Genomic DNA, 17,724 nt, shown 5'->3' with positions numbered 1-17,724 from the left:
GAAAACACCGATGGCGAGCGACTATACGCGATACAAGCGTTAGGCCATGCAAGCGTGATATCGCCGTATCGAAATCAGACAGGCTACCCCTTCAGCACGAGAGACCCTTCCGGAAATTGATGGCAGATGAATTCGACAAAAGCGCGAACCTTCGGCGAAGGCAGACGCCGCGAGGTGTGCAAGACCCATAGCGCCGGTTCAACGCCCGAGACCGTTCCCCACCGGACCAACTGTCCCTGACTAAGCTGGTTCCACGCGATGGACTGTGGAAGCAGGGCCGCGCCTGCGCCCGCGACAGCAGCATCGCGGATCATCAGGAACGAGGAAAAACTGAGCCTTGGGACGGGTTGCAGAACCAAGTGTCCGTCGTCGACGATCCAGTTGGTCGGTTCAAAATTTGAAGACACGACAGCGGGAACTGTTCTAGCCATGCCTGAATCCGGGATGGCTATCGAGGGCGCGGCCACGACAATGAGCCGGTCTCTGGCGAAGCACCGACCCACCAGACTGCTATCCGGGCTCGGATTGATTCGGATAGCGACATCGAACTGCTCTTCGACGAGGTCGACGATGCGATCTTCGGCCACCGCTTCGATCGTGACCTCCGGGTAGATCGCGCAAAACCGGGCGCAAAGCTGCCCCATCGCGAGTTGCGAGAACAGCACGGGCGACGCGACACGCAAGCGTCCGCGCGGCACCGACAACCCCTCCCTGACCGAGGTCAGGGCTTCGGCCACCTCGTGCATCGGCCCTTCTGTCCGGGCCATCAGCATTTCGCCCGCTTCCGTGAGTTTCAGTCCGCGGGCACCGCGTTCGATGAGCCGCACGCCGAGTTCCTCTTCCAGGTCGGAAATCCGCCGTGACAGCGTCGCCTTCGACTTGCCACTTGCGCGGCTTGCCTTGCCCAGTCCTCCATATGTTGCAACGAGCGCGAAATCAGCCAGCGCGTTCATATCCATGGTGTTCCACTTTTGAAACGAGGTGTCTCTATCTTCACGTCTTCGTTTTAGAAGTGCAATAGCTTATCTTCTCCTCACGGCAACTTCTGGAGATTCACATGAGCATTCTCGTTACCGGTGCGAATGGCACCATTGGTTCACTCATCGTTCAACGCCTTGCCGACGCGGGCGCCGAGGTCAAGGCGCTCGTTCGCCAGCAGGGCAAGCGGAACTTCCCCGCTGGCGTCATAGAGGTAGTCGGTGATCTGACGGACGTGCCCTCGATGCGCGCTGCGCTGTCGTCGGTGCGAACGCTATTCCTGCTGAACGCCGTCACGCCCGACGAGTTGACACAAGGCCTTATCGCGCTGAACCTGGCTCGCGAGGCCGGCATCGAGCGCATCGTGTACCTGTCGGTGATCCATGCGGACAAGTACACGAACGTGCCGCACTTCACGAGCAAGCATACGGTCGAGCGGATGATCGAGAGTCTCGACATTCCGGCGACGATCCTGCGTCCCGCCTATTTCATGCAGAACGAACAGATGGTCCAGCAGGTGATCGAGAACTATGGCATCTACCCGATGCCGATCGGCTCGGCTGGTGTCGCGATGGTCGATACGCGAGACATCGCGGACATCGCCGCCGCTGAACTCTTGCGCCGTGACCGGGCTCCCGCGCCGCTCCTGCAAACCATGTTGGAGCTGGTCGGTCCGGATGCGCTGACGGGGTTATCAGCGGCGAAGATCTGGGGTTCCGCGCTAGGACGCAAAGTGGCCTATGGGGGCGATGACGTGGCAGCGTTCGAGGCGCAGATGGCCTCGTTGGGGCCTGCCTGGCTGGCGTACGACATGCGCTTGATGATGAGCGGCATCCAGAAGTTCGGCATGCATGGGGGGCAAGGCGCTGTGGATCGCTTGCAGGCCATTCTCGGGCGACCTTTGCGCAAGTACGCCGATTTTGTCAGGGAGGCCACTGCCAAGTCCTAAGACGACGACGTAATTCAGTGCGTGCGCGCGCATAGGGCCTGGCGTGTTGGGCGCTGTGGCGGCGGTACTCGATGTGGTGGGATGCATTCGCCACACGGTCCGCCGCGGACCCAATACGCATCTGCGATCGTTTTGGCATTTATGAAGTCATTCTCTCGATGCTATTCACGAATGGCCGTATAAACTGCGGAGCACTAAGTTCGACCGATGGCTGAAACCGGGCAGTTTGCGGGCCGATCTCGAACCGAAGACAACGCCTTCTAAAAAGGAGAGCAAGAGATGAGACGACTGCCTCGTGACACGGGGAGGTTTGATTTTGTCGAAGGCACTAGGGGCGTCGCCGCGATGATGGTTTTTCTGACTCACTATTGCTCGGCTTTTCTACCCGTGCTCGCTCGCGTCCAAGGAGCGACTCAACATTTCGGCTGGGAGTCCATCCTCACTCGCACACCGGTATTTGCGGCAATAAACGGCGGCGTTGCCGTCTTTATTTTCTACATTATGAGCGGCTTCGTACTGGCCGGCTCGTTTATCAATTCCGATCTTGGCATTGTGTTCAAGGTTATGAAGCGCCTGATAAGGCTAATCGTACCGGTAGCTGCCTCCGTAGTTATTGCGAGCGTCCTACTATCGGCAATGCCGGTGAGCCACGAATCGGCCGCGAAGATCTCCAGCTCCTCCTGGCTTGCAATTTTATCCGCTAGCCCGCTAACGATTTATTCGATTCTGAAGGAGTCCCTTCTGGACTCTATGATCCTTGGCTACAGTGGTGCGTCGATCTTCGATCATGCTTTTATCGGTTCTTACGCCGTCCCGCTTCTTCCGGTACCACAAGCGGCAAATATTCCGCTGTGGTCATTACACGGAGAATTTTGGGGGTCGATGCTCGTCATTGCGCTGTCCGCCAGCTACCGTAAGTTGCCACGCAAAGCATTTTGGTGTGTATACGCCATCGTTTTTGCCTTAAGCGGAACAAGCCAGTTTTCTCTTTTTCTTGTTGGGTTCGCAGCTTATATAGCCCGAAACCGCGTATTGACACGGATAGGGATCATATGGGTGATCGGAGGTGTTCTCGCGATGACATCAGGCATTTACCTATGCTATGCATCGGGCTCATCTTCGTTCGCTGCGATCGCCGCGTTTCTGCGAAAAGGCACGTGGCTCAGCGCGTTAAACGGCGGGCAGCTCCAAGGAGAAATCGCCGCAATATTGCTGCTTTTTGCGATCGTGACGATCCCTTGGGTACGCAGCATGTTGGAGAAACCCTTCGCGCTTTTGCTTGGCAAGATTTCGTTTAGCCTATATCTGATTCACTTCCCGATTTTATTCACGGTCGGGTGCAGCCTCTTCGTCGCGCTCGCTGCGCGTGTTTCCTATGGCGTAGCTGTTCTTTTGACCACTGTAGTTACCGGCGCGCTCACATTCATAGTGGCGAGTTTGTTCGAGATCTTCGTGGACCGACGAGCGGTGGCGCTTTCCAAGCAACTTGCTAATCGAGGGAGAATGTCCGCGCGGGCGGGTGTCGCATAGGCTGTCAGGTCTCGGCAGAGTTCGAAGGGGCCGGCCAACTTTCGGAGCGTATTCATGTACGCGCCGAACGAGAAGAAAGATGGCATTCAGCTCGTTCCCGTGTCGGATGTCGCGGCAAAGGACGACTTCTTCAACATCAAAATGACTTTGCCCCCGTTTGGCGTATAGGTCGCCGACGATCTGAGACCCGCGCATCCATTTTTACGCCGTGTTCAGGGGCCGTGAACGCGCAGCGGATCTGAGCGTGTGCCTTGGGGTGTTCAATTTTTGTGATCGTTCACGGATCGTGTACACTACATAAAATTGAACGGAGTTGCAGATGCGCGTATCAGTCGCCGCCCCCGATCCACTCGTCACATCCGCGACGCAGGCATTCAGCGTCAGCGCGGGCGTTGCGACGTCGGTCATACCGATGCCGCGAGGTACCGGCTACGACAGCACGGTCGAGTTCGAGCTAGACCCACCGGTGCGCCGCATGGCCGTCGTAGTACCTTCAATCGACCGCCAGGAGCGGCTCTCCGCTCTTGCTGCCACCACCGGCCTGAATGACGCCCAGCATGTTCTTCTCGTGACATCGTATCTTTCACCCGCCCTTATTAACACCTGCCGCAGCCTCGGCGTGAACGCGATCGACGAGGCTGGCAACGCATTCGTGAAAGACGGTAATACGCTGGTCCTGATTTCCGGTCGTCCGCGCACCACCGAACTCCGTCGACCCAGCCTCTGGTCCAAGCGATCACTTCAGGTCATCCTCGCGCTGCTCGTTAGGCCAGCGCTGCTCCACGAAAGCAGACGCACGATCGCAATGTTCGCCGGCGTGAGCACCGGCACCGCACACACCACCGTGCAAACGCTACTGCAGCGTAAGGACCTGATCGAGCGCGGGGACGGGCTGGCTTTCACCAACTTCGACCGGTTGCTCGATGAATGGGTCACCCTGTATCCCTCGCTCCTAAGGGAGTCACTGAAACTCGGGCGATATCGCGCGACGGAGCCGAACTGGTGGACCGACATGCTGGCGCCGAACGAAGAATGGATGTTGGGTGGTGAGTCGGCCGCTGCGCTCATCACGAATTATCTGAAGCCGGCGATCGTGACGGTGTACTGCACCAACGGGATTCCCACTCAAATGATCAGTCGCGGGCGGCTGCGGCCGGACCCTACGGGAAATGTCGAGTTTCTCAAGGCGCCCTTCGAGTTGAACCGCACCCCGGGGTTGGTCGACAGCGTCGTCTCTCCCGTGCTCGTGTACGCCGATCTCGTTGCGAGCGGCGACTCGCGCAACATCGAAACCGCGCAGATGATTCGTGAGCAGTACATCCAACATGGCAATTAAGCTGCATGCAGCCCATCCTTTCCCCGAGATGTCCGTCGCCGTCCTGCGTGACGTCTCGATCGCGGCGAATCAAGCTGGCGCAGCATGGTTTGTGGGCGGGGCGACGGCCCGCGATATTCTGACCACACACCGTTTCGGATTAGAGCAGTTGCGGGCGACCGCCGACGTCGACATTGGTGTGTGCATCGAAAGCTGGCAAGGGGACCGGGAACTGCGCGACGCGCTCATTGGGACAGGAAGGTTTGAGCCCAGTGGGGAGGCTCAGCGGCTCCATTACACCGCGCCCGGTTCAGGTGAAAGGATGTGGCTAGATATCGTTCCCTTCGGTGGACTCGAGCGCGAGGGCGACCGCGAGATTGAATGGCCAGGTGGCGCATTTCGGATGAACGTCGCAGGCTTTGGCGAAGCGCTGAAAGCGGCTGTCGCGGTTGAGCTGGCAGACGACCTCGTTGTTCTCGTTGCGTCCCTTTCGGCGCTGGCGATGCTCAAGATCCTCGCGTGGCGAGACAGGCACACCGCGCATGCAAGGGACGCGACAGATCTGCGGTTCTTGATGTCGAGATATGCAGACGCTGGTAACCACCATCGCCTCTACGACGGCGACGGTCTGGACCTTCTGGAAGCCCACGGATTCGATCCGGACGTCGCTGGGGCTGCACTGCTTGCGCGGGACATGGCTGCTCTCGTCGCACCAGCAATCCGGCCGCTGATTCTGCAGGCGTTGGCACCTGGAGAAGCCTACCCACTATTGCTTAACCAAATGCTGGGAGGCGGACACCGTATGCTACACCTCGAAGGGGAAGGAACCGGTGTGATCGAGGGCTTGTTCAATGCATTTCGAACGACGCTCGAGCGAGTGTTCACGGCCGCAATCTGAGTGGATGCGATGTTCGAATGCCGTATGAAAGCCTGAGCCATCGGCCGCTCCTGGCTGACTGCAGTCATAGCGTCAGCGTGATTTCCATGCTGTCTGGCCGACAATTGGCGTGTGATCGGCTCTTCGTTGCTATGACTTTGCCGATGGGCTTGCCGAGAAAATTTCCCACGCATCTACTGGCGTTACGCCAGATTTACGCCAAACAAAAAGCCCAGCCTTGCGGGCTGGGCTTTTCATTTGAATCATTGGTGCCCAGGAGAGGACTCGAACCTCCACGATGTTGCCACCGCTAGGACCTGAACCTAGTGCGTCTACCAATTCCGCCACCTGGGCAGGTGTGCGTACAACTAAGACCGCCATTATATCGGTCCGATTGCCGCTGTCAACTGCTTTGTCGGCCACTTCGCCGGCCGCTTGCCACTCATATCGACGGGCCGCAGGCTGGCCCCGGGTGGCCGGGCGCGAGTGTTAGAATCGCCGACATTGCCGTGTCTAATGATTAATGTCCTGAAACAAAAACAATCCATCGACAAGCGCCCCTTGAGCAAATATTCGTATCCGATCCCAAGCCGCGAAGAAATTCTCGGCGTGCTGCGTACAAGCGAAACCCCGCTCAGCGCGAACGACATCGCCGAGACCCTGTCGATCAAGCGCCAAGAGCGCGAAGGCTACTTCAAGCGCCTCGGCGCGATGGAGCGCGATGGCCAGATCCGCTTGGACAAACGCGGCTACTACCAATTGGCTCACCCGTCGAATTTCGTTGCGGGCCGCGTACAAGGGCATCGCGATGGCTACGGCTTCGTGCTGCGCGATGACGGCCAAGACGATCTATTCCTGCCCAATGCCGAGATGCAAAAGGTCATGCACGCCGACCGCGTGCTCGCGCGCGTGGTCGGCTACGATCGGCGCGGCCGGCCCGAGGGCCATATCGTCGAGGTGACAGAGCGCGCGAATAAACGCGTGATCGGCCGGCTGCTGAGTGAAAACGGCGCGCTGATCGTCGCGCCGGAAGACAAGCGCATCGGCCACGACATCCTGATCACGCAGAACACGAAGAAGGCCAAGCCAGGGCAGGTCGTTGTCGTCGACTTGACCGACTTCCCGAGCCGCCATTCGCAACCGCTCGGACGCGTCGCCGAAGTCCTCGGTGACATCGACGATCCGGGCATGGAAATCGAAATCGCCGTGCGCAAGTACGGTGTGCCGCACGAATTCAGTCCTGACGCCCTTGCCGAAGCCGCGAAGCTGCCCGACGAGGTCCGGCCCGTGGATATCCGCCACCGTGTCGATCTGCGCGACGTGCCGCTCGTTACCATCGACGGCGAAGACGCGCGCGATTTCGACGACGCTGTCTATTGCGAGCCAATGCAGGTGGGCCGTGGCGATGGCTTCCGGCTCATCGTCGCAATCGCCGATGTTTCGCACTACGTGCAATCGGAAACCGCGCTCGACGCCGACGCGCTGGGGCGCAGCACCTCGGTGTATTTCCCTCGCCGGGTCATTCCGATGCTGCCCGAGAAGCTCTCGAACGGGCTGTGCTCGCTCAATCCCGATGTCGACCGATGTGTGCTCGTATGCGACATGGTCATCACGACCCGCGGTGAAATCAAGGGCTATCAGTTCTACCCCGGTGTCATGCATTCGGCGGCGCGTCTGACCTATACCGAAGTCGCGGCGGTGCTCACCAATACGAAGGGCCCCGAGGCTGCGCGGCGTGCGGCGCTCGTGCCGCAATTGCAGAATCTGCACGGTGTTTTCAAGGCCCTTTTCACCGCGCGCCAAAAGCGTGGCGCCATCGACTTCGATACGACCGAGACCTATATCGTCTGCAACGCGCAGGGCAAAATCGAACAGATTCTGCCGCGCCAGCGCAACGAGGCGCATAAGCTGATCGAGGAATGCATGCTGGCCGCCAACGTCTGCGCGGCCGATTTCCTCAAGCGCAACAAGCACCCGGGGCTCTACCGCGTGCACGCGGGGCCGACTGCGGAAAAGCTCGAAAACCTGCGGACGTTCCTGCGCGGCATGGGGCTTTCGCTCGGTGGCGGAGAAACGCCACATGCGAGCGATTACGCGGCCATCATGGCGCAAATCCGCGACCGGCCCGATGCGCAGATGCTGCAAACGATGTTGCTCCGTTCGATGCAGCAGGCTGTCTATAGCCCAGACAATATCGGTCACTTCGGTCTCGCCTACGACGCCTATGCGCACTTCACGAGCCCAATCCGCCGCTATCCGGATTTGCTGACGCATCGCGCGATCTATGCGATTTTGGCCGGGCGCAAATATCGGCCGCAGCCGCCGCTCGGCGTGGTACTGAACACCGCGCTTTCCGCGCGCGCTCGTGCGTTGCAGCAAGCCGATGAGTCGAGCCCGCGCGCAACCGGTGGCCCCAATACGGCGATCTGGGAAGAACTCGGCCTGCATTGCTCATCGAATGAGCGCCGCGCAGATGAAGCATCGCGCGATGTCGAAACCTGGCTCAAGTGCTATTTCATGCGCGACAAGCTTGGCGAGGAATACGGCGGAATGGTGAGCGGCGTGACGTCGTTCGGCATTTTCGTCCAGCTCGACGCGCTTTTCATCGAGGGGCTCGTGCATGTGACGGAACTCGGCGCAGATTATTTCCAATACGACGAGATCAAAAACGAGTTGCGTGGCGAGCGCACCGGTATTCGCTATCGGTTGTCGGACCGCGTGCGTGTGCAGGTGAGCCGCGTCGATCTCGATGCACGCAAGATCGATTTTCGGCTCGTGCGCGATACGCCAGCGAAGACGGTCACCGCACAGCGACCGTCGCCAGTAGAGCATTCGGCAAGTGAACCGAAGGCCGGCCCGCGCGTGCGGGTACTTCCGAACGACGAGGGGGCGGCGCGCAAACGGTCTGCGCCTGGCAAGACCGCGGCAGTCAAGGAAGCGCGCGCCGCTCACGGGCAGACTGACAAGAAGCATGGCGCGGCATCGAAGCCGGCTGCCAAGACGCGCTTGCGTAAGAAGTAAGACCAACCCATGCAAACGGGCGCGGGCCTTCGATGGCTCGCGCACCGTCCCGGCTGAAAGGCCGTCGACCGCCGCCGTACTTCACTGGCCGCGCGGGCGATTTTGCATATTCACGGATTTTTTCTATTCAGCTATGGCACGTCTCAAAGTTCTTTACGGGTTTCATGCCGTGACCGCGCGTTTGCGTCACGATGCGTCGACGGTCGAAGAAGTGTTTTACGACGCGACGCGGCGTGACCGCCGCATGCAGGACTTTCTGCATACGGCGAAGGAAGCAGGCGTGCGCTTGATCGCGGCCGACGAGACGCGACTGTGGGGCTTGGCGCATACCGAGCGCCATCAAGGCGTGGTTGCTCGCGCCGGCGATGTACCGCTCGCGCAGAACCTCGCCGAATTGCTCGACGGCATTCAGGGGCCCGCACTGCTGCTCGTGCTCGATGGCGTGACGGACCCGCACAACCTCGGTGCGTGCCTGCGCGTGGCTGATGCGGCCGGTGCACATGCGGTCATCGCACCGCGTGATCGTGCCGTTGGGCTCAACGCCACCGCTGCGAAGGTCGCGAGCGGGGCTGCGGAGACGGTGCCTTACATCACGGTGACCAACCTCGCGCGCGCATTGCGTGAACTTAAGGATGCGGGGGTATGGATCGTCGGGACAGCGGGCGATGCTGCCGCGAGTCTTTACCAAACGAAGCTCGATGGCCCCGTCGCATTGGTGATGGGCGCGGAAGGAGAGGGCATGCGCCGCCTGACACGCGATACCTGCGACGAGGTCATGCAGATCCCGATGGCCGGAACGATCGAGAGCCTCAATGTTTCAGTGGCAAGCGGCGTGTGTCTGTTCGAAGCGGTTAGACAGCGATCGGCCAAGCGCTAATGAACGGGTGCATCAGCACCCATCCCATACGTCGGCGCTCACTGCTTATCGCTCGATCTGCTGATTCCAACGCTTGTCCCATTCAGCGCGATGCGCGTTGATCGTTTCCCAATCGACGACAGTGGCCTTGCTCAGGAGCCCCTCGACATTGCCGAGGCTCTTTTGCATCGATGCGGGCATCGCTGCCAGCCGGTTCGTCGGAATCTGCTTGCCCGCTACGGCTGCTTTTTCCTGCGCGGGTTTTGACAGCAGGAATTGCGCGAGCTTTTGCGCAAGCTGCGGATCGGGGTTGTTTTTGACGACGCATACGTCGACGAGCAACAACACCGGACCTTCCTTCGGCGAAGCATAGGCGACGGGCATACCCTTGTCCTGCAAGTCGGCGACGGCGGTCGGCGTCAATGGAAAGAGGCCGGCTTCGCCCGTTTGCACCATCTCCGAAATCTTCGCCGAATTGGGCACGTATTCAACGACATTGGGGCCGACTGTATTAGGCCATTTGCTAAAACCGGGCTCGACATTTTTCTCGCTACCGCCCCAGAGACGGTTGAGGGCAAGGAAGCCATGCAGGCCGAAGGTGCTGCTCGATTCCGACTGGAAGACGACTTTGCCTTTGTATTTCGGATCGGCAAAATCGAGCCATGAGGTCGGTGCGGCCCATCCCTTTTGCGTAAAGAGCTTCGTGTTGTAGGCAATGCCCGTCATGCCGAGCTGCACGCCTGCGCCGATGTCGTCTTTCATGCGGGCGAACGGATAAAGCTCTTTGAGTGTCGGCGAATCATCGAGCTTTTGGCAAATACCCATGCTGAGCGCGCGTGCCATCACGCCATCGTCGAGAAACACCACGTGAATTTGCGGCTTGTCGCGGTTCGCGAGCAGCTTCGCAAGAATGTCGGACGACGTGCCCGGGACGACCACGACCTTCACGTTGTTGGCTTGCTCGAACATCGGCAAGACTTGGCTTGTATAGGCTTTTTCCATCGGCCCGCCGTTCATGCCGATATAGATCGTTTTGGATTGCGCATGAGCGGGCGATACGGCAACCGCCGCGCACGAGGCAACAAGCGCGGCGGCCGACAGCAAGCGGAACGATTTCATGACGGGTCTCCTCAGGATGAAATGGAAGTGGTTGACCGATTACTTAGTAGTGCGAAACGATCGATGTCGAATGCGGCGAGCGGTATATTCGTCGCGCCTTTGGTGACGAGTTCGGCAAGTACCTCTCCGACGCCGGGCGCGAGCAAAAATCCCCCGCCCGAAAAGCCGAATGCATGCAACAGACGCGGCACACGGCGGCTCGCTCCGATGATCGGATTGTGATCGGGCGTGCATCCCTCGACGCCGCTCCAGGTGCGAATCAGCAGTGCGTCGCGCAGCATCGGCAACAGTGCGCAAGCATCGCGCATGACGGCGCGCGTGGTGTCGGAAGAGGGTTGCGCATATTCGCCGTCACCGTGTCCGCGCCCGCCGCCAATGATGCAATTGCCGCGCGACACTTGCCGGGCATAGATGCCGCCGCCATAGACACCGAGGTTATGCGTGACGAAAAGCGGCAATGGCTCGGTGACCCACATGTTCGGATAGATCGGCTGCATCGGCACTCCTTCGCCGAAACGTTCGGCGATGGTATTGGCCCACGCGCCCGCGGCGTTAATGAGCCAGTCGGCGCTGAACGCCTGTTCGCCCGCACGCAGGCGAAAGCGTGTGCCATCGTGGTCGATCGCTGTCAGCGGCGTGAGCTCGCGCACATCAGCGCCCGCGCGGCGCGCGGCGCGAGCGAAGGCAGGCGAGACGAGCCGAGGGTTGGCGTGGCCGTCGCTCGCGCACAGCGACCCGCCAAGCGCCGCCGCGCCGAGCCACGGATAGCGTTCGCGAAACACGCGGCCGGCGACGAGTTGCAACGCGAGCCCATGCTCGGCGGCCATAGCCGCATAGTGTTCGAGCGCTGCAAGATCGGCCTCGCTGCGTGCCAGCCGTAAATGACCCGAGACGACGAATTCGCCGTCGCTGCCAATCAAGTCTGGCAAGCGGCCCCACACCTGCCGCGCACGCATCGCGAGCGGCAGTTGCTCGGCGGGGCGACCCTGGCAACGCACGCCGCCGTAGTTGACGCCGCTGGCCTGCGCACCGCAATACCGGCGCTCGAAAAGGCCGACCCGCAACCCCGAACTTGCCAATGCAAGCGCAGCCGACGCGCCGACCAGCCCACCGCCTGCAATCGCGACATCATAGTGATGCAGCTCACTCATCGCGGGCATCCTCGGGAACGGCGCACACGGCGTCATCGTCTAGCGAATGCGCGAGCGGAATCGGCTTGACCGGCGCCTGAGCGCGTAAGCGGCCCAGGCTTTCGAGCGAACGGCCTGTCTCCGCAGCACAAAGCGCGAGCGCCGCGTCGGCGCACATGCGGCCTTGGCAGCGGCCCATGCCGACGCGAGTGAGCGCCTTGAGACGATTGATCTCCGTCGCTGCCCCCGAGCGAATGCAATCTCGCAACGCCCCTGCATCGACCTCCTCGCAGCGACAGACCGTCATCGCATCAGGCCAGGCATTCGCCGCTCCGGCAGGCGCTGCGAACGCGGCTTCGAGACCTTCACGAAAGATCGAGATGCGCCGTAATGTACGTTCGAGTGCGAACGCTTGGCGCGTGTGCGCGGACGGCATGGCTTTCGCGCTCAGGTCTTCGATGACCGCTAACGCGGCGCGGCGCCCGGCGCATTCCGCTGCATCAGCGCCCGCTATGCCGGCACCGTCGCCAGCGACATAGATGCCCGCCACCGAGGTGCGACCGGCCGCATCCCGCTCGGGCAGCCACGAGCCGTGCGTGGCATCGAAACGGAAACGGCAGCCGGCCAGATCCGCCAGTTGCGTTTCGGGACGCAAGCCGAAACCTAGCCCGATCGCGTTGCATTCGGTGACTTCAAGGCCGGTATACGCATCCGTTGATTCGCCGCCGCGGCGCCACGCGATGCCCGTGACGCAGCGCTCGCCGCGCACATCGATCAGGCTTACGCCGCGCTCGATTCGCACGCCGTGCGCTTGCAGCCATCCCACGTAATAGAGCCCCTTGGCCAATGCGGAAGGCACGCGTGCGAGTTTTGGCAGTGCGCGCGTTTGCATGGCGAGCGAACTCGTGTCGAGCACCGTGGCGATCCGCGCACCGGCTTTCGCATATTGATAGGCGACGAGATAGAGCAGCGGACCCGTCCCCGCGAGTACGACGCGAGATCCGATGGCGCAACCTTGCGCTTTGAGCGCTGTTTGCGCGCCGCCCAGCGTATAGACACCCGGCAGTGTCCATCCCGGAATCGGCAATATGCGGTCGGTCGCGCCCGGTGCGAGGACGAGATGTGTGAATGGAACGCTTTTTTCCCGGCCGCCTTGCAGGGTGGCGAGTGTGCCGATGGGCCGTTCGGCATCGGGTCGGCTCGCTTGCATGTCGCAGGCCCAGACGAGCGTGTCGGGGCGATAGTCGATATCCGTCAGTAACGACGCCATCGTCGAATGCAATGCATGGGCCTTGCCAGCTTCGAAGCCATAGAGCGCACGTTTGCTCCGAGCGAAGCCCGCTTGCGCGGGAGGTTGCCGATAAATCTGCCCACCGCAGCGCGGGTTTTCGTCGAGCACGACGGGATGGTGGCCTGCGGCAACAAGCGTTTGTGCCGCGCGTATGCCCGCAGGCCCCGCACCGACAACCACGATTCGAGCGCTCACTGTCATGACGCCGCGCTCGCTGTATCGGCACGTGCGCGCGTGACGATCTTCATGCCACGCGCGATCGGCGTGGTGCAGGCGCGAATGCGCGTGCCGTCTTCTGTGTGTACCCAGCAGTCCTGGCATGCCCCGATCAGACAAAAGCCGGCTCGCGGCTCACCGCTGAATTCGCTTAGGCGTACGAAACGTTGATGCGAGAGAATGGCGCTCAGCACGGTGTCACCTTCGAGCGCGCATGCTTCGCGGCCGTCGAGGGTGAATGTGACAGACGCGCGGCCCGTGTCGGCCAGTCGCACGAATTGTGGGTCGCAAAGGTGCGGGGCCACAGCGAATCGTTTAGGTGTACTAATCATCAATGATTGCCGATCAGTATGCGGTTCAGTCCGTAGATGCGATCGAGCAACAGCATTGCGCCCGCCGTCACGGCAATCACCAATGTGGAAACGGACGCCATCATCGGGTCGATCGATTCCGTCGCGTACATGTACATGCGTACCGGTAGCGTGACCGTCTGCGGTGAAGTGACGAAGATCGACATGGTCAGTTCGTCGAAGCTGTTGATGAACGCGAGTAACCAGCCGCCCGTGATGCCGGGCAGGATCAGCGGCAGCGTGACACGCCGGAAGGTCGTCCAGGCGCTGGCGCCCAACGATTGCGCGGCGTGTTCGACGCTGCGCTCGAGCCCGGTTGTGGCGGCCAGCACAAGGCGCAGCACGAATGGCGTGACGATGACCATATGCGCGACGACGAGCCAGGCAAATGAACCTGTGGCGCCGATCACAGCGAAAAAGCGCAAGAACGCGATGCCGAGCACGAGCCCTGGAATGACGAGCGGCGACAACATCAACGCATTGAGCAGATCGCGTCCGGGAAAGCGGGCGCGTCCGATCGCCAAGCCGGCTGGCAGTGCGATCGCGAGCGACAGTGTGGCCGATAGAACGGCCAGCTTGAGGCTGTTGACGAAGGCCGCGATGAAGTCGGGATAGGCGAGGATGGCGCGAAACCAGCGCACAGAGAGTCCGTGCGTCGGCAGTGTCAGCGTCTCGTCGGGTGTGAAAGCAACCAGCACCACGACAGCAAGCGGCGCGAGCACGAACAGCATCACGATGGCATGGAATGCAAGCGCGAGCGGGCCATTTTTTCTCATGATGTTCCCTTAGCCCATGCTGCGCGCATAGCGACGCTCAAGCACGCGGTAGTACGTGAGCATGACAATGAAGTTGGCTATGAGCAGCAGTACGGCGATGGTGGCGCCGAGCGGCCAATCGAGCGAGCTCAGGAATTGATCGTAGACCGCAGTTGCCGCGACCTTCAGGCGGCGCCCGCCGAGCAGGCCGGGAATCGCGAATGCGCTTGCAGACAGCCCGAACACCATCAGGCTGCCCGACAAGATGCCCGGCATCAGCTGCGGCAACACGATCCGATAAAGCGTAGTGGCAGGTGACGCCATCAGCGAAAGCGCGGCCTGCTCGGTTTGTGGATCGAGTTTTTGCAACGCAGTCCAGACCGGGATCACCATGAAAGGCAGCATGACGTGCACGAGCGCAATGACGATGGCAAACGTCGTGTATTCGAGTTTGTATGGGCCGCCGAGGCCCAGCGCGCCAAGCGCCTGATTAATGAGCCCGTTCGTGTTGAGCAGCATGCTCCAGCCGAACGCGCGCACGACGACCGAAACGAGCAGCGGCGCGAGGATCACAAGCAGGAAGAGCGAACGCCATGGGTCGCGCATGCGCGAGAGAACATAGGCTTCCGGCGCACCGATCGCGGCGCACAGCACGGTGGTCAGCAAGGCGATGCCGAACGTGCGCAGGAAGATAATCTGATAGTAAGGAGAACTAACTACCTCGACATAGTTGCCGAACTGGAATGCGGCGATGGACCCGCTTTCGGGTGAGAAGCGATAGAACGTCAATACGAGCGTCATAGTCAGCGGCACGAGCATCAGCGTCGCAAAGAGCGCGAACGCGGGCGCGCTCAGCAGCCACAACGGCAAATAGGCTCGCCAGTGGGCGCGAGCCGGTGCGGCCTGCACGCGCGGCATCGAAGCTTCATCGAGTGAGCGCGGCGTAGGCTTGGAGGCAATGCTCGTCATGCTGCGCGCTCCATTTCGACAAGGCGAATGGCGTCGTTTGCCCAGTCCACGCCGACCGCTTGCCCTTCGGCGACGGGTTCGTCACCTTCGTTCTGACAGCAGACGAGCACGTCGCCGAGGCTGCATTGCACACGGTAGAGCCACTGACTGCCGAGGAAGAAACGGCTCGTCACCGTGGCGGGCAGGCGTCCATTGCCCGATACGCACAGCTTGAGCTTTTCAGGGCGGATGCAGATCGTGACGGCGTCGCCGATGTTGAGCGCGCGCTGTCCGGCCGCCCGTTGCGCTAGCCGCCCCGTCGTGACGATATCGTGGCCGAGGTCGACGCGAATTTCGCCGAGCGCGTCCTCGTAGGCAAGCACCTTGCCCTCCAGCAGGTTGGCTTTACCGATGAATTGCGACACGAAGCGGTTTTCGGGGCGTTCATAGGCGCGATAGGGCGTATCGATTTGTGTGATGCGCCCGGCCTCCATGACGACGACCCGGTCGCTGATGGACAGCGCCTCCGACTGGTCGTGCGTCACCATGATCGTCGTGGTGCCGATACGGCGCTGAATCGCACGCAGCTCGAACTGCATTTCCTCACGTAGTTTCGCGTCGAGGTTGGACATTGGTTCGTCCAGCAAGAGCACCGGTGGCGCGATGACGATTGCGCGGGCCAGCGCCACACGCTGACGCTGCCCGCCGGAGAGCTCGCGCGGAAAGCGGTGTGCAAAAGCGTCGAGCCGCACGAGCGAGAGTGCTTCGCGTACGCGTTGGTCGCCCGACTCGCGTTTGATGCCGCGCATTTCGAGGCCGAAGCGCACGTTCTGGGCGACGCTCATGTGCGGAAAAAGCGCGTAGCTCTGAAATACGACCCCGAGCCCGCGCCGGTTCGGCCGCAAATGCGTGATATCGCGCCCATCCAGCGCAATCTGCCCGCTCGTTGCTTCGACGAAGCCGGCGATCATCTGCAGCGTCGTGGTCTTGCCGCATCCTGACGGCCCGAGCAGCGAGACGAATTCGCCTTGTTCGACAGACAGATTCAGATTGCGCACCGCGGGCAGATCGCCGAACGATTTCGACAGATCAGTAAGGGTGAGAAACGACATGATGGCTCCTCGTTGGCTTGGGCGTTGCGACAGCTTCGAATCAGAAGACGGCGAGCAGGCATGACGGCATGGCGGATTCTGTCCAGCCAGATTTGAAGCGTCAATTTGCAATTCCGCTCTTCGAGATGAAAAGAGAAAATATTCCATTCAATGGAAGAAAACACAAAATCGATCAGCGATTTGTTTCGTTGTCCGAATTCAGGGTTTGCCCTGTAGAAGCAGGCCGAATTGCATAGGAGTCCTAAAAACTGCGATACTGCGGCGGCGAACGATGCGTCATGGGTAATTCCATTGAACGGAATGACGGGCTGGTAAATGGGTAAATCGGGTAAGCCGAGCACATCGAGTACATCGAGTACATCGAGTACATCGGACGGTACGCACGCTCTGGCGAGTGCATCAGGCGAAGAAACCGCGGACACGGCTGGCAGCGGCATGTTGCCTCGGGCATTCGCTTTGATTCGCGCGCTTGCTGCGGCGCGAGCGGAAGGCGCGCGTGTCACACAACTCGCCCGCGCAGTGGGCCTCACACAGGGCACGACGCATCGCATCTTGCATGCGCTGATTGCGCAAGGGGTGGTCGAGCAGGAGGAGCGTTCGAAGCGCTATCGGCTCGGCCTCGATTTCTTTGCGCTGGCCGCGCAGGCAGGCAACCCGGGCGGGTTGCGCGCGCTCAGCCGTCCTTCGTTGTTGAGGCTCTGCGCGAGCCTCGGCGAGACGGTCTTTTTGCTCGCCAAAAGCGGCTTCGATGCCGTTTGCCTCGACATCTGCGAAGGCCCCTTTCCAATTCGCTCCTTTACGAACGATATCGGCGGGCGTATCGCGCTCGGCGTCGGTCAGGGCAGCCTTGCGATTCTCGCATTTTTGCCCGAGGCCGAACGCGAAGAAATCATTCGCTTCAACGTGCCGCGCATTCGCGGCTATGGCGTACTCGATGAGGTCTATTTGCGCACGGAAATCGAACGGGTGCGCCAGTTGGGCTATGCGGGTCGCAATAGCGGCGTGCTCGACGGCATGGCCGGCGTGGCCGTGCCTATCCTCGATCGCACCGGCACGGCCGTCGCGGCACTGAGCGTGGGCACGCTCGCATCGCGGCTCGACAACGAACGGCTGCCGATGGTGGTCGAGCTGCTCAAGCGTCAGGCCAGTGCCGTTGGGCCGCTCGCCAATCCGTTCGATGTCGCGCTGCGACGCCGCCCGACGCATGACTTGGCCGAACTCGCGGCGCATCCGCGCGCGCTATGACGCGTTGCAACTCCGGTAAAATCGCGCCTTTC

16 protein-coding genes, 1 tRNA gene and 1 pseudogene are annotated in these 17,724 nt (G+C 61.0%); 8 read left to right on the top strand and 10 right to left on the bottom strand.

What is annotated here, in order from left to right; all coding sequences use genetic code 11:
* Positions 1 to 83: 83 nt before the first annotated feature.
* The gene (locus ACSQ20_RS10595) at positions 84 to 959 is read right to left on the bottom strand and encodes a LysR family transcriptional regulator (protein ID WP_436019649.1); all 876 of its coding nucleotides are present in this window, start codon (positions 957 to 959) and stop codon (positions 84 to 86) included.
* A 98-nt stretch (positions 960 to 1,057) separates the two neighbouring features.
* On the opposite strand from ACSQ20_RS10595, the gene ACSQ20_RS10590 reads away from it, so the two are divergent.
* The 5 genes and pseudogenes from ACSQ20_RS10590 to ACSQ20_RS10570 all read left to right on the top strand — a co-directional run bounded on the left by ACSQ20_RS10590 (position 1,058) and on the right by ACSQ20_RS10570 (position 5,670).
* Positions 1,058 to 1,927 (top strand): NmrA/HSCARG family protein, encoded by an 870-nt coding sequence (locus ACSQ20_RS10590; RefSeq protein WP_436019647.1) that lies wholly within the window; start codon positions 1,058 to 1,060, stop codon positions 1,925 to 1,927.
* Between the two features lie 279 nt (positions 1,928 to 2,206).
* Positions 2,207 to 3,457, top strand: a complete 1,251-nt coding sequence (locus ACSQ20_RS10585) for an acyltransferase family protein (protein ID WP_436019645.1) — start codon at positions 2,207 to 2,209, stop codon at positions 3,455 to 3,457.
* A gap of 15 nt (positions 3,458 to 3,472) precedes the next feature.
* Positions 3,473 to 3,598, top strand: a pseudogene (locus ACSQ20_RS10580) (phage portal protein); the annotation flags it as partial.
* Between the two features lie 178 nt (positions 3,599 to 3,776).
* On the top strand, positions 3,777 to 4,793 hold the full coding sequence (locus ACSQ20_RS10575) for a type IV toxin-antitoxin system AbiEi family antitoxin (protein ID WP_436023038.1): 1,017 nt from the start codon (positions 3,777 to 3,779) through the stop codon (positions 4,791 to 4,793).
* The gene (locus tag ACSQ20_RS10570; protein ID WP_436019643.1) at positions 4,783 to 5,670 is read left to right on the top strand and encodes a nucleotidyl transferase AbiEii/AbiGii toxin family protein; all 888 of its coding nucleotides are present in this window, start codon (positions 4,783 to 4,785) and stop codon (positions 5,668 to 5,670) included. Before ACSQ20_RS10575 ends, ACSQ20_RS10570 begins: the two co-directional genes overlap by 11 nt.
* A gap of 246 nt (positions 5,671 to 5,916) precedes the next feature.
* On the opposite strand, the gene ACSQ20_RS10565 is transcribed toward ACSQ20_RS10570, so the two are convergent.
* Positions 5,917 to 6,003: transfer RNA gene (locus ACSQ20_RS10565), tRNA-Leu, on the bottom strand.
* Positions 6,004 to 6,165: 162 nt separating this feature from the next.
* On the opposite strand from ACSQ20_RS10565, the gene rnr reads away from it, so the two are divergent.
* Together rnr and rlmB are read left to right on the top strand one after the other, a co-directional pair.
* Entirely contained in the window at positions 6,166 to 8,670 is a 2,505-nt protein-coding gene (gene rnr, locus ACSQ20_RS10560) for a ribonuclease R (protein ID WP_436019641.1), read from the top strand.
* A 133-nt stretch (positions 8,671 to 8,803) separates the two neighbouring features.
* Positions 8,804 to 9,547, top strand: coding sequence for a 23S rRNA (guanosine(2251)-2'-O)-methyltransferase RlmB (gene rlmB, locus ACSQ20_RS10555; RefSeq protein WP_436019639.1), 744 nt, complete (start codon positions 8,804 to 8,806; stop codon positions 9,545 to 9,547).
* A gap of 45 nt (positions 9,548 to 9,592) precedes the next feature.
* Here rlmB and ACSQ20_RS10550 read toward each other — a convergent pair whose 3' ends face one another.
* The 8 genes from ACSQ20_RS10550 to ACSQ20_RS10515 are packed head-to-tail and all read right to left on the bottom strand — an operon-like array spanning position 9,593 to position 16,884.
* Positions 9,593 to 10,645, bottom strand: coding sequence for an ABC transporter substrate-binding protein (locus ACSQ20_RS10550; protein ID WP_436019637.1), 1,053 nt, complete (start codon positions 10,643 to 10,645; stop codon positions 9,593 to 9,595).
* An 11-nt stretch (positions 10,646 to 10,656) separates the two neighbouring features.
* Complete coding sequence (locus ACSQ20_RS10545; protein WP_436019635.1) at positions 10,657 to 11,796, bottom strand: NAD(P)/FAD-dependent oxidoreductase; 1,140 nt, start codon at positions 11,794 to 11,796, stop codon at positions 10,657 to 10,659.
* Positions 11,789 to 13,267, bottom strand: a complete 1,479-nt coding sequence (locus ACSQ20_RS10540) for an FAD-dependent oxidoreductase (RefSeq protein ID WP_436019633.1) — start codon at positions 13,265 to 13,267, stop codon at positions 11,789 to 11,791. Before ACSQ20_RS10540 ends, ACSQ20_RS10545 begins: the two co-directional genes overlap by 8 nt.
* Entirely contained in the window at positions 13,264 to 13,587 is a 324-nt protein-coding gene (locus tag ACSQ20_RS10535; protein ID WP_436019631.1) for a (2Fe-2S)-binding protein, read from the bottom strand. Before ACSQ20_RS10535 ends, ACSQ20_RS10540 begins: the two co-directional genes overlap by 4 nt.
* 26 nt (positions 13,588 to 13,613) lie before the next feature.
* Entirely contained in the window at positions 13,614 to 14,408 is a 795-nt protein-coding gene (locus ACSQ20_RS10530) for an ABC transporter permease (RefSeq protein ID WP_436019629.1), read from the bottom strand.
* A gap of 9 nt (positions 14,409 to 14,417) precedes the next feature.
* Complete coding sequence (locus tag ACSQ20_RS10525) at positions 14,418 to 15,305, bottom strand: ABC transporter permease (protein ID WP_436023036.1); 888 nt, start codon at positions 15,303 to 15,305, stop codon at positions 14,418 to 14,420.
* Between the two features lie 47 nt (positions 15,306 to 15,352).
* The gene (locus ACSQ20_RS10520; RefSeq protein ID WP_436019627.1) at positions 15,353 to 16,447 is read right to left on the bottom strand and encodes an ABC transporter ATP-binding protein; all 1,095 of its coding nucleotides are present in this window, start codon (positions 16,445 to 16,447) and stop codon (positions 15,353 to 15,355) included.
* Positions 16,381 to 16,884: a hypothetical protein gene (locus tag ACSQ20_RS10515; RefSeq protein WP_436019625.1), complete on the bottom strand. Its 504-nt coding sequence runs from the start codon at positions 16,882 to 16,884 to the stop codon at positions 16,381 to 16,383. The genes ACSQ20_RS10520 and ACSQ20_RS10515 overlap by 67 nt, the downstream gene beginning before the upstream one ends.
* Here ACSQ20_RS10515 and ACSQ20_RS10510 point away from each other — a divergent pair.
* Positions 16,883 to 17,692: an IclR family transcriptional regulator gene (locus ACSQ20_RS10510; protein ID WP_436019623.1), complete on the top strand. Its 810-nt coding sequence runs from the start codon at positions 16,883 to 16,885 to the stop codon at positions 17,690 to 17,692. The genes ACSQ20_RS10515 and ACSQ20_RS10510 overlap by 2 nt on opposite strands.
* The last annotated feature ends 32 nt before the right edge of the window (positions 17,693 to 17,724 follow it).

It is taken from the genome of Trinickia sp. LjRoot230 (genome assembly GCF_964253315.1).
Classification (GTDB): domain Bacteria; phylum Pseudomonadota; class Gammaproteobacteria; order Burkholderiales; family Burkholderiaceae; genus Trinickia.
The sequence above is the reverse complement of the archived record's forward strand: the minus strand, read 5'-3'. Positions and strand labels throughout refer to the sequence as shown.